Source organism: Ralstonia sp. TCR112 (assembly GCF_007997035.1).
Taxonomy (GTDB): Bacteria; Pseudomonadota; Gammaproteobacteria; order Burkholderiales; family Burkholderiaceae; genus Ralstonia; species Ralstonia edaphi.
In genome coordinates this window covers 13,222-28,020 of record NZ_VOSS01000013.1, presented here as the reverse complement: position 1 = coordinate 28,020, position 14,799 = coordinate 13,222, and the positions used below count along the sequence as shown (strand labels likewise).

At 63.0% G+C, this 14,799-nt stretch carries 9 protein-coding genes and 2 pseudogenes; 2 read left to right on the top strand and 9 right to left on the bottom strand.

All coding sequences use genetic code 11. The features are described from left to right. Positions 1 to 130 precede the first annotated feature (130 nt). The 3 genes and pseudogenes from FUT88_RS05250 to FUT88_RS05240 form a co-directional block, all read right to left on the bottom strand. On the bottom strand, positions 131 to 1,309 hold the full coding sequence (locus FUT88_RS05250; RefSeq protein ID WP_147214110.1) for an acetyl-CoA C-acyltransferase: 1,179 nt from the start codon (positions 1,307 to 1,309) through the stop codon (positions 131 to 133). A gap of 58 nt (positions 1,310 to 1,367) precedes the next feature. Beyond that, positions 1,368 to 2,009 carry a bifunctional nicotinamidase/pyrazinamidase gene (pncA, locus tag FUT88_RS05245; protein ID WP_147214109.1) on the bottom strand — a complete coding sequence of 214 codons (642 nt, stop codon included), beginning with the start codon at positions 2,007 to 2,009 and terminating at the stop codon, positions 1,368 to 1,370. A gap of 39 nt (positions 2,010 to 2,048) precedes the next feature. Further along, a pseudogene (locus FUT88_RS05240) lies at positions 2,049 to 4,128 on the bottom strand (3-hydroxyacyl-CoA dehydrogenase NAD-binding domain-containing protein). A 358-nt stretch (positions 4,129 to 4,486) separates the two neighbouring features. On the opposite strand from FUT88_RS05240, the gene FUT88_RS05235 reads away from it, so the two are divergent. Both FUT88_RS05235 and FUT88_RS05230 read left to right on the top strand, forming a co-directional pair. Beyond that, on the top strand, positions 4,487 to 6,022 hold the full coding sequence (locus tag FUT88_RS05235; RefSeq protein ID WP_147214108.1) for an amino acid permease: 1,536 nt from the start codon (positions 4,487 to 4,489) through the stop codon (positions 6,020 to 6,022). Between the two features lie 78 nt (positions 6,023 to 6,100). Further along, a complete protein-coding gene (locus FUT88_RS05230; RefSeq protein ID WP_147214107.1) occupies positions 6,101 to 7,627 on the top strand; it encodes an amino acid permease in 1,527 nt (508 codons plus the stop codon). A gap of 68 nt (positions 7,628 to 7,695) precedes the next feature. Here FUT88_RS05230 and FUT88_RS05225 read toward each other — a convergent pair whose 3' ends face one another. From FUT88_RS05225 to FUT88_RS05200, 6 genes and pseudogenes are all read right to left on the bottom strand, one after another. Then, positions 7,696 to 8,415 (bottom strand): ABC transporter ATP-binding protein, encoded by a 720-nt coding sequence (locus FUT88_RS05225; RefSeq protein WP_012435575.1) that lies wholly within the window; start codon positions 8,413 to 8,415, stop codon positions 7,696 to 7,698. Further along, positions 8,415 to 9,203, bottom strand: a complete 789-nt coding sequence (locus FUT88_RS05220) for an ABC transporter ATP-binding protein (RefSeq protein WP_027681415.1) — start codon at positions 9,201 to 9,203, stop codon at positions 8,415 to 8,417. The genes FUT88_RS05225 and FUT88_RS05220 overlap by 1 nt, the downstream gene beginning before the upstream one ends. After that, a complete protein-coding gene (locus FUT88_RS05215; protein WP_147214106.1) occupies positions 9,200 to 10,534 on the bottom strand; it encodes a branched-chain amino acid ABC transporter permease in 1,335 nt (444 codons plus the stop codon). The genes FUT88_RS05220 and FUT88_RS05215 overlap by 4 nt, the downstream gene beginning before the upstream one ends. Continuing rightward, positions 10,535 to 11,482 (bottom strand): branched-chain amino acid ABC transporter permease, encoded by a 948-nt coding sequence (locus FUT88_RS05210; protein ID WP_147214105.1) that lies wholly within the window; start codon positions 11,480 to 11,482, stop codon positions 10,535 to 10,537. Positions 11,483 to 11,609: 127 nt separating this feature from the next. Continuing rightward, positions 11,610 to 12,866 carry a branched-chain amino acid ABC transporter substrate-binding protein gene (locus FUT88_RS05205; protein ID WP_147214104.1) on the bottom strand — a complete coding sequence of 419 codons (1,257 nt, stop codon included), beginning with the start codon at positions 12,864 to 12,866 and terminating at the stop codon, positions 11,610 to 11,612. Between the two features lie 218 nt (positions 12,867 to 13,084). Beyond that, positions 13,085 to 14,710: pseudogene (locus FUT88_RS05200) on the bottom strand (3-(methylthio)propionyl-CoA ligase). Positions 14,711 to 14,799 lie beyond the last annotated feature (89 nt).

The window sequence follows — 14,799 nt, the reverse complement described above, 5'->3', positions numbered from 1 at the left end:
TGCCTGGGCCCGACTCACTTTCTTTGTCTTGCCAAAGAAAGTAAGCAAAGAAAGGCGCGCCCGAGATGGCGATCAAGCCAGCTCTGGCAGAAACAAAACAGGCTCCCGTTTTGAGCGGGAGCCTGTCTGTTTAGAGCACCTCGAACAGGCCGGCTGCGCCTTGGCCGCCGCCGATGCACATGGTCACGACCACGTACTTGACGCTGCGACGCTTGCCTTCGATCAGCGCGTGGCCGACCAGGCGCGCACCCGACACGCCGTACGGGTGGCCCACGGCGATGGCGCCGCCGTTGACGTTCAGGCGGTCCATCGGGATGCCCAGCTTGTCAGCGCAATACAGCACCTGCACGGCGAACGCTTCGTTCAGTTCCCACAGGCCGATGTCTTCCACCTTCAGGCCGGCCTTCTTCAGCAGCTTGGGCACGGCAAAGACGGGGCCGATGCCCATTTCGTCCGGCTCGCAACCGGCTACGGCAAAGCCGCGGAACACGCCCAGCGGCTGCAGGCCCTTGGCGGCTGCCACCTTGCCATTCATGACCACGGCAGCGGATGCGCCGTCGGAGAATTGGCTGGCGTTGCCGGCAGTGATCACGCCCCCGGGCATGGCCGTGCGGATCTTCGACACGCCTTCGAGCGTGGTGTCAGCGCGGATGCCTTCGTCTGCCGAGATCGTGACTTCGCGCGTCATGAGCTGGCCGGTCTTGGCATCGGCCACGCCCATCACCGTGGTCATCGGGACGATTTCGTCGTTGAACTTGCCGGCCGCAGCAGCAGCGGCTGCACGCTGCTGGCTTTGCACGCCGTATTCGTCCATGCGCTCCTTGGGGATGTTGTAGCGCTTGGCGACGTTCTCGGCGGTCTGCAGCATGCTCCAGTAGATTTCCGGCTTGTGCTTGTTGAGCCAGCCTTCGGTCATCATGTGGCGGTTCATCTCCTGCTGCACGCACGAGATGGATTCCACACCGCCAGCCACGAAGATGTCGCCTTCCTCGGCAATCACGCGCTGCGCGGCCATGGCGATGGTCTGCAGGCCCGACGAGCAGAAGCGGTTGACGGTCGCGCCCGGCACCGTCACGGGGCAGCCGGCACGCAGGGCGATCTGGCGGGCGATGTTGGCGCCCGTCGCGCCTTCCGGATTCGCACAGCCCATCAGGATGTCTTCCACTTCGCCCGGCTCGATCTTGGCGCGCTCGATGGCGTGCTGAACCGCATGGCCGCCCAGCGTGGCGCCATGCGTCATGTTGAAGGCGCCCTTCCAGCTCTTGGCCAGGCCGGTACGTGCGGTGGAAACGATGACTGCTTCGGTCATGGTGTTGCTCCTCGTATCTGGTGGCGGGCGCGGCTCCGGCAGCGCCCGATGTATTCCGTTATCCGTTCAAGACTGTGTGCGACTGCAACCGCGCGATGCCCGCATTCGTCATGCGCTGCCACGCCTGCGCCAGCGAACCGTTGAGGTCGATCGCGCGGCAGGCATCCTCGATGACAGCGACGTCCAGCCCCGCAGCACGCGCATCCAGCGCCGACCATGCCACGCAAAAATCCGTGGCAAGGCCAACGCAGAACACGCGCTTGACCCCAAGCTCGCGCAGGTAGCCCAGCAGCCCCGTCGGCGTTTTGCGATCCGCTTCAAAGAATGCGGAGTAGCTGTCGATGTGCGGGTGATAGCCCTTGCGGACGATCAACTGCGCGTGCGGCACGTCCAGCCCATCGGCCAGCGCGGCGCCCGTGCTGTGCTGCACACAATGCACCGGCCACAGCACCTGCTGCCCATATGGCAGGTCGATCATGCCGAACGGCTGCGTGCCAGGGTGGTTGGCCGCGAACGACACGTGCTCGGCCGGGTGCCAGTCCTGCGTCAGCACAGTACGACCAACGGGCCCGAATGCCTTGGCGAGCCGGTTGACGACGGGGATGACCTGGTCGCCGTTCGGCACGGCCAGCGCACCGCCGGGCAGAAAATCATTCTGCACGTCGATGATCAGCAGGCAATCGGTGGGCGTCAGTTGCATGGTGGTTCAGTCGCGTGATTCGGTTGATTCGCCGTTCATTCAGCCGTTAAAGCCCTTGCCTTCATCGGCCAGCTTCTGCAGCAGCGGGGCAACCTTCCACGCTTCACCGTGGTAGCCCTTGCTGTAGCGGTGCATGGCTTGTGCGACGTTGTACAGGCCGACGGTGTCTGCGTAGAGCATCGGGCCACCGCGGAACAGCGGGAAGCCGTAGCCGGTCAGGTAGACCATGTCGATGTCGGAAGCCTTGGAGGCAATGCCCTCTTCCAGGATCTTCGCGCCTTCGTTGACCAGCGCGAACACGAGGCGCTCCACGATTTCCTCGTCCGAGATCTTGCGACGCGTGATGCCCAGATCCTTCGAGTGCTGGACGATCATGTCGTTGACCTGCTGGTTCGGATACGGCTTGCGGTCACCCGCCTTGTAGTCGTACCAGCCGCCGCCCGTCTTCTGGCCGAAGCGGCCCATCTCGCATAGCAGATCGGCCGTCTTCGAATAGACGATGTCCGGTTTGTCCACGGCGCGGCGCTTGCGGATGGCCCAGCCGATGTCGTTGCCGGCCAGGTCGCCCATGCGGAACGGGCCCATGGCAAAGCCGAACTTTTCGATGGCCTTGTCGACCTGCTCGGGCAGCGCGCCTTCGTCTAGCAGGTAGCCAGCCTGGCGGCTGTATTGCTCGATCATGCGGTTCCCGATGAAGCCGTCGCACACGCCGGAAACGACCGCCGTCTTCTTGATGGCCTTGGCCAGCTTCATGACGGTGGCCAGCACGTCCTTGGCGGTGTCCTTGCCGCGCACGACTTCCAGCAGCTTCATCACGTTGGCCGGGCTGAAGAAGTGCATGCCGACCACGTCTTGCGGGCGCTTGGTGAAGCTGGCGATCTTGTCGACGTCCAGCGTGGAGGTGTTCGACGCCAGGATCGCGCCCTGCTTGACGACTTCGTCCAGCTTCTTGAACACGACTTCCTTGACGCCCATTTCTTCAAAGACGGCCTCGATGACGAGGTCGGCGTCCTTGATGTCGTCGTAGGACAGCGTCGGGGTCAGCAGGGCCATGCGCTGCTCGACCTTCTCTTGTGTGAGCTTGCCCTTCTTGGCGCTGTTCTCGTAGTTCTTGCGGATGGTGGCGACGCCGCGGTCCAGCGCTTCCTGCTTGGTTTCCAGGATCGTCACCGGAATGCCGGCGTTCAGGAAGTTCATCGAGATGCCGCCGCCCATCGTGCCGGCGCCGATCACGGCAACCTTCTCCACCTTGCGCACCGGCGTGTCTTCCGGCACGTCCGGAATCTTGCTCGCAGCGCGTTCGCCAAAGAAGGCGTGGCGCAGTGCACGCGATTCGGACGTATTCACCAGTTCAATGAACAGGTCGCGCTCAAACTTGATGCCGTCGTCAAAGCGCTTTTCCACGGCGGCCTGCACGGCGTCAACGCACTTGCCCGGCGCCGGGAAATTCTTGGCGACGCCGCGACGGTGTTCCGCGCGAATTGCAGGAAACCTTGCGGGTTGTCGTGCTCGACCTTGCGATCGCGCAGCTTCGGCAGCTTGCCCTCGGCCGCGGCCTTCAGTGCGAAATCGATGGCGCCGGCCATCAGGTCGCCTTCGATCATCTGGTCGAACAGGCCGCTCTTGGCCAGCTTTTCCGACGGGATGGCGTTGCCGGAAACGATCATGTTCAGCGCCGGCTCCAGGCCGATGGCGCGCGGCAGACGTTGCGTGCCGCCTGCGCCCGGCAGGATGCCCAGCTTCACTTCCGGCAGCGCGATCTGCGCGCCCGGTGCGGCCACGCGGAAATGGCAGCCCATCGCCAGTTCCAGCCCACCGCCCATCGCCACCGAATGGATGGCCGCCACGACCGGCTTGCTGCTCGACTCGACTGCCTTGATGACAGCGTGCAGCGTCGGCTCTTGCGTGGCCTTGGGGGTGTTGAACTCGCGGATATCGGCGCGCCCGAGAAGGCCTTGCCCGCACCGGTGATGACGATGGCCTTGACGTTGGCGTCGTCGCCCGCTTTCACCATGCCTTCAACGATGCCCAGGCGCGTGGAGTGGCCAAGGCCGTTGACGGGCGGGTTGCTGAGCGTGATGACGGCAACGCCGTCCTGGACCTTGTACTCCGCAGTCATGCTGGTTCCTTTGGTGATGCGAGGGCCGGCAGATCAGGCGCACCGTGCCTCGCGGTTGAACTGTCTCTCAAGTATCGTTTTTTTAACGCGCGGTAAGGCCGCGACTCGACACAGAATACACAAAATAGCACGGTCGTTCAATTTTTATTTTGCGCTGCACGGCGCCGTCTGGCGGGCGATGCGGCACGGCCCGGCGGGTTCAAACGCGTGTGCTGCAGCACGGATTTTTTGCCCGCTACGTGACGGTTTTGATAGAGTCGCGCATTTCGTTCGCCGGGTGCCCATCAGGCGCGGGGACGTCTCGTCACATTTCGTCGATTTGATTCGCGATCCGAGCAAAATCGACCCCTCTGTATCCATGCCAGAACACGCTACCCCGTCCTCAGAGACGCCGGGCTTGCGCCGCACCTTGCGCGCGCGCCATCTCACCATGATCGCCATCGGCGGGTCGATCGGCACCGGGCTCTTCGTGGCCTCGGGCGCGTCGGTCTCGCAGGCCGGCCCCGGAGGCGCCCTTGCCGCCTACATCCTGATCGGGGCGATGGTCTATTTCCTGATGACCAGCCTGGGCGAGCTTGCCGCCTACATGCCCGTTTCCGGTTCCTTTGCCACCTACGGCGCGCTGTACGTGGACGAAGGCTTCGGCTTCGCACTCGGCTGGAACTATTGGTACAACTGGGCCGTGACGATTGCCGTGGAGCTGGCGGCCGCGCAGCTCGTCATGCATTACTGGTTTCCCGATGTGCCGGGCGTGCTGTGGAGCGCCGTGTTCCTCGCCATCATGTTCCTGCTCAACGCCATCTCGGTGCGCGGCTTTGGCGAGGCGGAATACTGGTTCGCGCTCATCAAGGTCGTCACGGTCATCTTCTTTATCGGCATTGGCCTGGCGATGATCTTCGGGATCATGAAGGGCGGTCCGCAGTCGGGCCTGCAGAATCTGACGATCGGTGATGCGCCGTTCGTGGGCGGGCTGCCCGCGATGATCGGCGTGGCGATGATCGCGGGGTTCTCGTTTCAGGGGACGGAGCTGATCGGCGTGGCGGCTGGCGAATCGGCCGACCCTGCCCGCACCATTCCGCGTGCGGTCAAGCAGGTGTTCTGGCGCATCCTGCTGTTCTATGTGCTGGCGATCTTCATCATCGGCGTGCTGGTCCCGTACACCGATCCGAATCTGCTGTCGACGGAAGTCACCAACATTGGCGTGAGCCCGTTCACGCTGGTGTTCAAGCATGCCGGCCTGGCGTTTGCCGCCGGGCTGATGAATGCGGTGATCCTGACGGCCGTGCTCTCGGCGGGCAACTCGGGCATGTATGCATCCACGCGCATGCTCTACAACCTCGCCACCGAGGGCCGTGCACCGCGCATCTTTGCGCAACTGACGCGGAACGGTGTGCCGCGCAACGCGCTGCTGGCGACGACGGCCGTCGGCGCGCTGTGTTTCCTGAGTTCGCTGTATGGCGACAAGACGGTCTACCTGTGGCTGCTGAACACCTCGGGCATGACGGGCTTCGTGGCATGGCTTGGCATTGCCATCAGCCACTATCGGTTCCGCAAGGGGCTTGTGGCGCAGGGGCATGATCCGGCGCAGTTGCCGTACCGCTCCAAGTTCTTCCCGTATGGTCCGCTGTTCGCGTTCGGGCTGTGCCTGGTCATCACGCTCGGCCAGAACTACCAGGCGTTCACGAGCGGCACCGTCGATTGGCCGGCGGTCATCGCAACCTACATTGGTATCCCGGTCTTCTTCCTGATCTGGATCGGCTATCGGCTGGTGCGTGGCGGCGGCATCGTCCGTTACCAGGACATGCACTTCCCGCGCCCGCCCGTGCTGCGCGATTCGCTGGCCGGCCAAGACCCCGGCCCTGAATTGCCGACCGTCCCGAACCGCACGCAGTAATTACACCCGCTCCGCCTGCCGTTTGCACAGCATCCGGCCGGCGTTTTTATTGGGGCGCCCGCTCCGGCGCCACCGGCTATGCATACACCCATCACCCCCACCGGCCTCGAAGCCCAATCCGAACTGCGCCGACGCCTGCGCTCGCGCCACCTGATGATGATCGCCCTGGGCGGCGCCATCGGCACGGGGCTGTTCGTCGCATCCGGCGCGTCCATTGCGCAAGCTGGCCCCGGCGGCGCACTGCTGACCTACACGCTGATCGGCGTGATGGTCTATTGCCTGATGACGAGTCTTGGCGAGCTGGCGGTGCATCTGCCGGTCTCGGGCTCGTTCGTGACGTACAGCCGCCTGTATGTTGAAGAAGGCTTCGGCTTTGCACTCGGATGGAATTACTGGTTTGCGCTGGCCGTGTCCGTTGCCGTGGAACTGGCCGCCGCGCAACTCGTGATGAAGTACTGGTTCCCGGGCGTGTCGGGCATGGTCTGGAGCGCCGCATTTCTGCTGCTGATGTTTGGCCTCAACGCCTTTTCCGTGCGCGGCTTTGGCGAGGCGGAATACTGGTTCTCGATGATCAAGGTGGTGACCATCGTCGTGTTCCTGCTGATCGGCCTGGCGATGATCTTCGGCATCATGCACGGCGGGCCGCAGTCGGGTTGGCAGAACTTCACCGTGGGCGATGCGCCCTTCGTGGGCGGCGTGCCGGCCATGGTCGGCGTGGCGATGATTGCCGGGTTCTCGTTCCAGGGCGTCGAAACCATCGGCGTGGCCGCCGGCGAGGCAGAGAACCCATCCCGCACGATCCCGCGCGCCATCCGCCAGACGTTCTGGCGCATTCTGCTGTTCTACGTGCTGGCAATTCTGATCATCGGCGTGCTGCTGCCGTACACCGATCCGAACCTGCTGCGCAATGAAGCGACGGACGTCGGTGTCAGCCCGTTCGCGCTGGTGTTCCAGCATGCGGGCCTCGCATTTGCGGCCGGCATGATGAATGCCGTGGTGCTGACCGCGCTGCTGTCTTCCGGCACGTCGAGCCTGTACGTATCGACACGGATTCTGTATGACCTAGCGCTCGAGAACCAAGCCCCGCGCTGGTTTGCCAAGGTATCGGGTAACGGCGTGCCGCACCGCGCGCTCGTCGCCACGTCCGCCGTGGGTGCGCTGTGCTTCTTCAGCTCGTTGTTTGGCGATCAGGTCGTCTACCTGTGGCTGCTGAATACGTCTGCGGTGACGTGCTTCATCGCCTGGTTCGGCATTGCGCTGGCGCACTACCGGTTCCGCAAAGGGTTCACCAGCCAGGGGCATTCCGTGACGCAACTCGCGTATCGGTCGCCGTTCTTCCCGTTCGGGCCGATCATGGTGGCGATCCTGTGCGTGGTGATCATTCTTGGGCAGAACACCAAGGCGCTGTTTGCGCCGATCGACAACTTCGGCACCTTCATCGCAACCTATTGCGGCGTGATCCTGTTCGTGGCGATCTGGCTGGCTTACCGCTGGAAGTTCAAGACGCGGTTCGTGAAGTACTCGGAGATGCAGTTCAGCGCCGCGCATCTCCAACAAGCCGAGGCGACCACGGAAGCCACTGCGGCGCGCACTGTCGTCAACTGACCGCCATAAAAAAGCCCGCACGGTTGTCCATGCGGGCCATCTGTACGCCGTGAATCGACCTGCGGCGCTTAAACCTCCAGCCACTCCTGCCGGACCTTCGCGTCCGCCTTCAACTGCTGGGGCGTTCCTTCAAACACGATCTGCCCGTGGCCCATCACATACACCCGCTGTGAAATGTCGAGGGCAATGGCGAGTTTCTGCTCCACCAGCAGCACGGAGATCCCCCGCTCCTTGAGCGTCTTCAGATACTCGCCCACGAGCGTCACGACCAGCGGCGCAAGACCTTCGGTGGGCTCGTCGATGATGATGAAATCGGGATCGCCCATCAGCGTGCGGCACAGCGTCAGCATCTGCTGTTCGCCGCCCGACAGCACACCGGCGGCCGTGTTCTCGCGCTCTTTCAGGCGCGGGAACATCTGGTACATGTCTTCCACCTGCCAACGCGGCTTGGGCTGACTGGGGTTGCGTTTCTCGCCAAGCAGCAGGTTCTGCCGCACCGTCAGCGTGGGGAAAATATCCCGGTTCTCGGGCACATAGCCGATGCCCTTGTGCGCCACTTCGAAGGTTCGCAGGCCGCTCACGTTCTTGCCGCGCAGCAGAATTTCGCCTTCGTGCCGCACCATGCCCATGATGGACTTGGCCAGTGTTGAACGCCCGACGCCGTTGCGGCCGAGCAGCGCAACGATCTCGCCCTCGCCCACATGCATGTCGACGCCGTGCAGGATGTGGCTCTTGCCGTAGTACGCGTGCAGGTCGCGCACCTCCAACATCGGAGTATTTGTTGCCATCAATGTGCTCCTGCAGGTTCGTCCAGCGTGGTGCCGAGGTAGGCCTCTTTCACGCGACGGTTGTTGCGAATGGCTTCGGGCGTGTCGGTGGCGATCACTTCGCCGTAGACGAGCACCGAGATGCGATCAGCGAGGCCAAACACCACGCTCATGTCGTGCTCAACCATCACCAGCGTCTTGCCAACGGTGACCTTGCGGATGAGGTCCACTGCGTGGTCGGATTCGGAGCGGCTCATGCCGGCGGTCGGTTCATCCAACAGGATCACGTCAGCGCCGCCCGCAATGGTGATGCCGATTTCCAGCGCCCGTTGCTCGGCGTATGTCAGCAGGCCCGCGGCAGCATCACGCCGATGCGTCATGCCGATTTGCTCGAGCACTTCTTCGGCGCGTTCGCGTGCGTCGCGCAATTCGGCCAGCTTGTGCCAGAACGAATACTTGTAGCCGAGGGACCAAAGCACCGCGCAGCGCAGGTTCTCGAACACCGACAAGCGATGAAAGATGTTGGTGATCTGAAAGCTGCGCGACAGGCCCTTGCGGTTGATCTCGAACGGCGCCAGGCCGCTGATCTCCTCCCCATTCAGTCGCACGCTGCCCGAGCTGGCCGGGAAGCGGCCCGAGATCAGGTTGAACGTGGTCGACTTGCCGGCACCGTTCGGGCCGATGAGCGCATGGCGCTCGCCCTTGCCGATGGTGAGGTTGACGCCCCGAATGATTTCAGTCGCGCCAAAGCGCTTGCGAACATCGCGCAACTCAAGCGCTGCGGTCGGACCGGATGTCGGTTGGCTCATGGTTGCGGCTCCTGCAATGCGTTGTCCCAAGCGGCGCGCAGCTTGCCCGCCGCAGCGCGCAGGCCGAAGGCGCCCACGAGCCACAGCACGGCGGCGACGATCCACGGCTTCCAGGTATTCGGTTCAACCGACAGGCCGAACAGCGTCGCCACGCCACCCGAAGCCTCGTCCTGCACGGCGTAGATCATTTCCACGGTGGAGATCAACGCGACCAGCAGGATGGCCGCCGGCACAATCGCTACGCCGTAGGCCGGCAGCAGCGTCTTGAGCTTGCCGCGCCGCAGGATCGGCAGATGCATGACCAGAAGACTGGCGATACCACCCGGCGCGTACATGACCATCAGCACAAAGAACAAGCCCAGATACAGCAGCCATGCCTTCGTGATGCCCGACAGCGCGACGGTGAAGAACACCGTGAGCACCGCGCCGATGATCGGCCCGAAGAAGCTGCCCATGCCGCCAATGAACGCCGCCAGCAGCACCGAGCCCGACCGCACGGCTGACACGTTCTCGGCGGTCACGATCTCGAAGTTGATGCACGACAGCGCGCCCGCAATGCCCGCGAAGAACGCCGACAGAATCACCACTAGGAAGCGCACGCGCTGCGTGTTGTAGCCGATGAATTCCACGCGCTCGGGGTTGTCGCGCACCGCGTTGGCGATGCGGCCCAGCGGCGTCTGCGTCCATGCGTACATCAGCGCCATCGAAATCAGGCACCACGCGGCGATCAGGTAATACACCTGCCTCGCCGGGCCAAACGTCACGCCAAGCAGTCCTTCACCGATGCTGCGGTTGGTCGACACGCCGCCCTCGCCGCCAAAGAAGTCCGGAAACATCAGCGCGCTGGCGAACACCATTTCGCCGATACCCAGCGTGATCATGGCGAACGTCGTGCCGGACTTCTTGGTGGTGACGTAGCCGAAGATCACGCCGAACAGCGCGCCGCCCAGACCGCCGGCAATCGGCAACAGCGCCACGGCGAGCGGGCCGCCGATGCCCAGCGTCTGCACAGCCCCGATCTTGTTGAGCAGGTGCACGGCCATGAAGGCGCCCAGGCCGGCGTACACCGCGTGCCCGAACGACAGCATGCCGGACTGGCCGAGCAGCATGTTGTACGACAGGGCGAAGATGATCATGATGCCCATCTGCGAGAGCAGCGTGATCGCAAAACCCTGCGGCCAGATGAGCGGCAGCACGATCATCACGAGTGCAGTCAGGCCCCAGAGCAGCCAGCGGGCAAGATTGACCGGCTTGAACTTCATCGTCCGCGCACGATCGTTGGCCGGCAGTGCGGCTTGCTGTTGCGCTTGTTGGTGCATGGTGCGTTCCATTTAGCTCTCCCGCGTTCCCATCAGCCCGCGCGGGCGGAAGATCAGCATCAGCACCAGCAGCAGATACGGCAGCACCGGTGCGACTTGCGCAATCGTCAGGTTCCAGACCGAGATGAGCGGCGCGTCGGAGTTGAGCGTGACACCGATCTTCCCGAGCAGGCTGGTCACCGAAATATCGAGCGTGACGGCAAAGGTCTGGATGCAGCCGATCAGCAGCGACGCAATGAATGCGCCTACCAACGACCCCATGCCGCCCACGACCGCCACCACGAAGACAATGGAGCCGACCGCGGCCGCCATCGATGGCTCGGTCACAAAGGCATTGCCGCCGATCACGCCTGCCAGGCCGGCCAGCGCGCAACCACCACCGAACACCAGCATGAACACGCGCGGTACGTTGTGGCCCAGCGCTTCGACCATGTCCGGATGCGTCAGCGCGGCCTGGATGACGAGCCCGATCCGCGTGCGCGTCAGCAGCAGGAAGATGCCCACCAGCATCAGCAGCGACACCAGCATCATGAAGGCGCGGTACTTTGGAAACGACGAGGTGAACAGCGTGAACAGCGGGCCATCCAGTGCGTCCGGCACGCGATACGGCACAGCGGGCAAGCCCCACACCAGCTTCACGCCTTCTTCAATGAGATAGGACAGTCCGAACGTGAACAGGAGTTCGGCAACGTGCCCATAGCGGTGCACCGTGCGCAGGCCGAAGCGCTCGACCACTGCGCCCAGCGCACCCACGAGCAGCGGTGCCACGATCAGCGCCGCCCAGAAGCCCAGATAGCCGCTGACGACATAGGCGAAATACGCGCCCAGCATGTAGAAGCTGGCATGCGCGAAATTGAGGACGCCCATCATGCTGAAGATCAGCGTCAGGCCCGAAGACAGCATGAACAGCAACAGCCCGTAGCTGATGCCGTTCAAGAGATTGATAACTAGAAATTCCACGCTGCAGCCCTTCCAGCAGATTCGGCGGAGCATGGGCCGCACGCATCAAAGCGCGGGCCCATGGACTCCGTTTAAAACATCGCCGCACGATAGCATCGGGCGGCCCTTCGGCACACCACCTGCCGCGTTATTGAGGACGCTTCATCTGGCAGGAGGTCGGCTGCGACGCGACGTACTGATCGAGCACCGCGTCGGTCTTCCAGCCGTAGCCGGTGTTTTCCTGGTCGTACTTGACGTTCTTGCCGTTGGTTTTTTCCCAGGTGGCGATGTAGAGCGGCTGCTGGCCCTGGTGGTCAGACGCGCGCATCTCGAAGGTGCCGTTCAGGCTGTCGACCTTCATGCCTTCGAAGGCCTTGGCCACCTTGGCTGGTTCTGCCGACTTGGTCTGCTTGATGGCCTTGGCCAGCATGGCGATGCCGGTGTACGACGCCATGAGGTAGTAATCGTCGTTGTACTTCTTCTTGTAGCCCTCGACGATATCGGCGCCCTTGTAGCCTTCGTTATTGACGTTCCAGTAGCCGACGTATTTCACGTGGTCGGCGCCGGCGGATCCCATCGCAGTCGGCACCCCGGTTGTGGAGGCGTAGTACGTGTAGAAGTTAGCGTTCAGGCCAGCGTCCTTGCCGGCCTTGATGAGCAGTGCCAGGTCGCTGCCCCAGTTGCCGGTGATGACGGTATCGGCGCCGGACGATTTGATCTTCGACACATACGGCGAAAAGTCTTTCACCTGCGCCAACGGGTGCAGATCTTCGCCCACGATCTCGATATCCGGACGCTTGCGCTTCAGGTATTCCTTTGCCGCACGCGCAACCTGATGCCCGAACGAATAGTTCTGGTTGATCAGGTAGACCTTCTTGACCTTCGGATCCTTCGCCAGGAAGCTCGTCAGCGCTTCCATCTTCATGTCGGAGTTGGCGTCCAGGCGGAAGTGCCAATAGTTGCACTTGCTGTTCGTCATGTCCGGGTCCACCGCGGCGTAATTCAGGTAGATGATTTCCTTGCCCGGATTGCGCTCGTTGTACTTGGCCACGGCGTCTTCCAGCGCCATGCCGACGCTCGAGCCATTGCCCTGCACGATGTAGTGGATGCCCTGATCGGCCACCTGCTTGAGCACGGTCAGGCTCTCCTGCGGGGAGAGCTTGTTGTCGAAGCCCACCACTTCGAACTTGGTGCCGTCGCCGGCCCAGTTCTTCTGCGTGGCGAGATCGGCGATGTACTGCCAGCTGCGCAACTGGTTCTGGCCCAGTGCGCCCATCAGGCCGGACAACGGATCGATCCAGGCGATCTTCACGGTTTCGGCGGCGGACGCTGCAGTAGGCAAAACTGCCCCACCGATCGCCGCAACACATGCAACAGCCACAACCAACGGACGGAACTTCGTCATGCGTGTCTCCTTCATGTGGTGGAGCCGCCGGCGAGTCACTCTCCGCGTGCCTCTGGTGGGCCTGCGGCTGCTTGCGTCTCCAGGTTGCAACGCGCCCGGGCTTCATTCCGCTGCATGAAGGTTCGATGCGTAGCGGCCGGCCCTGATCCGGTTGTCTTACGTCCGCCGTCCTCGTGCCGGAGTGGCTCCCCTGCACGGGCGGCGGTTTCTATGTCTAACTAAGCCTGTACAGCGGGAAACTGATAATCCTTGAACTGCTCGCGCAGCTTGAGCTTTGCATCTTGCCGGTGGCCGTGAGCGGAATTTCGGTGACGAACACCACGTCGTCCGGAATCCACCACTTGGCAACCTTGCCTTCGAAGAACTTGAGCATCTCCTCACGTGTGAGTTCCACGCCGGGCTTCTTCATCACCACCAGCAACGGGCGCTCGTCCCACTTCGGGTGATGGCACGAAATGCATGCGGCCATGTGCACGCCGGGGTGCGCAGCGGCCACGTTTTCCACATCGATGGACGAAATCCATTCGCCGCCCGACTTGATCACGTCCTTGCTGCGATCGGTGATCTGCATGTAGCCGTCGGCATCGATGTTGGCCACGTCGCCTGTCGGGAACCAACCATCCACCAGCGGCGACACCTCGTTGCGGTAATAGCTCTGGATGGTCCAGGGCCCGCGCACGTAGAGATCGCCGAAAGCCTTGCCATCCCACGGCAACTCGTGGCCCTCGGCATCGACGATCTTCATCTCGACACCGTAGATGGCGCGCTTGGCGCTCCAGCACATGCTGCTTGGCCTCATCCGGCAGATCGGCATGCTTGCCCATCAGCTTGCACGTGGTGCCCAGCGGCGACATCTCCGTCATGCCCCACGCGTGGATGACTTCCACGTCCAGCTCGTTGAGCGTGCGGATCATGGCCGGAGGCGCTGCGGAACCACCGATGACCGTGCGGCGGAACGTCGAAAATTTCAGCTTGTTGGCCTGCACGTGTTGCAGCAGACCGAGCCACACCGTTGGCACGCCGGCCGAGAACGTCACCTTTTCCTGCTCGAACAGTTCGAACAGCGAAGCGCCATCCAGTTTCGGCCCCGGGAAGACGAGCTTGGCGCCCACCAGCGGCACCGAATACGGCAACCCCCATGCGTTGACGTGGAACATCGGCACCACCGGCAGGATCACGTCCTGCGCCGAGCACCCCAACGCATCCGGCATGGCCGACGCATACGAGTGCAGCACCGTGGAGCGATGCGAATACAGCGCGCCCTTGGGGTTGCCCGTGGTGCCCGACGTGTAGCACAGGCTGGAAGCGGTGTTCTCGTCGAACTGCGGCCAGGTGTAGTCGGCGCTCTGCGCGTCGAGCAGCTCTTCGTAGCAGAGCATCGGCACGCTGGAGGTCGGCATGTGCGCGCGATCGGTCATCGCCACCCAGCCCTTCACGTTCGGGCAATGCGGCGCGATGCCCTCGACAAGCGGCACGAACGTCAGGTCGAAGAAGACGTACTGATCGTCTGCGTGATTGACGATGTAGGCGATCTGGTCCGGAAACAGCCGCGGGTTGATGGTGTGACACACCGAGCCCGAGCCGGAGACGCCGTAATAGATTTCAAGGTGGCGATAGCCGTTCCAGGCCAGCGTACCGACACGCTCGCCGGGCTGCACGCCCAGTGCGGCCAACGCATTCGCCAGTTGCTTGGAACGGTCTCGCACTTGCCGGTACGTGGTGCGATGGATATCGCCCTCGACACGGCGCGACACGACTTCAGTCGAACCGGAATTGCGCGCTGCATGTTCGATGATGGTCGAGATGAGCAAAGGGGTGCTCATCATTTGTCCCATCAGGGCCATGGTGTCTCCTAGAAAAACTGAACAACCGTTCTATTTTTTGGCCGATTGTTCCCGTGATCGCCAAGCACGTCAACGGGATATTGTTGTGC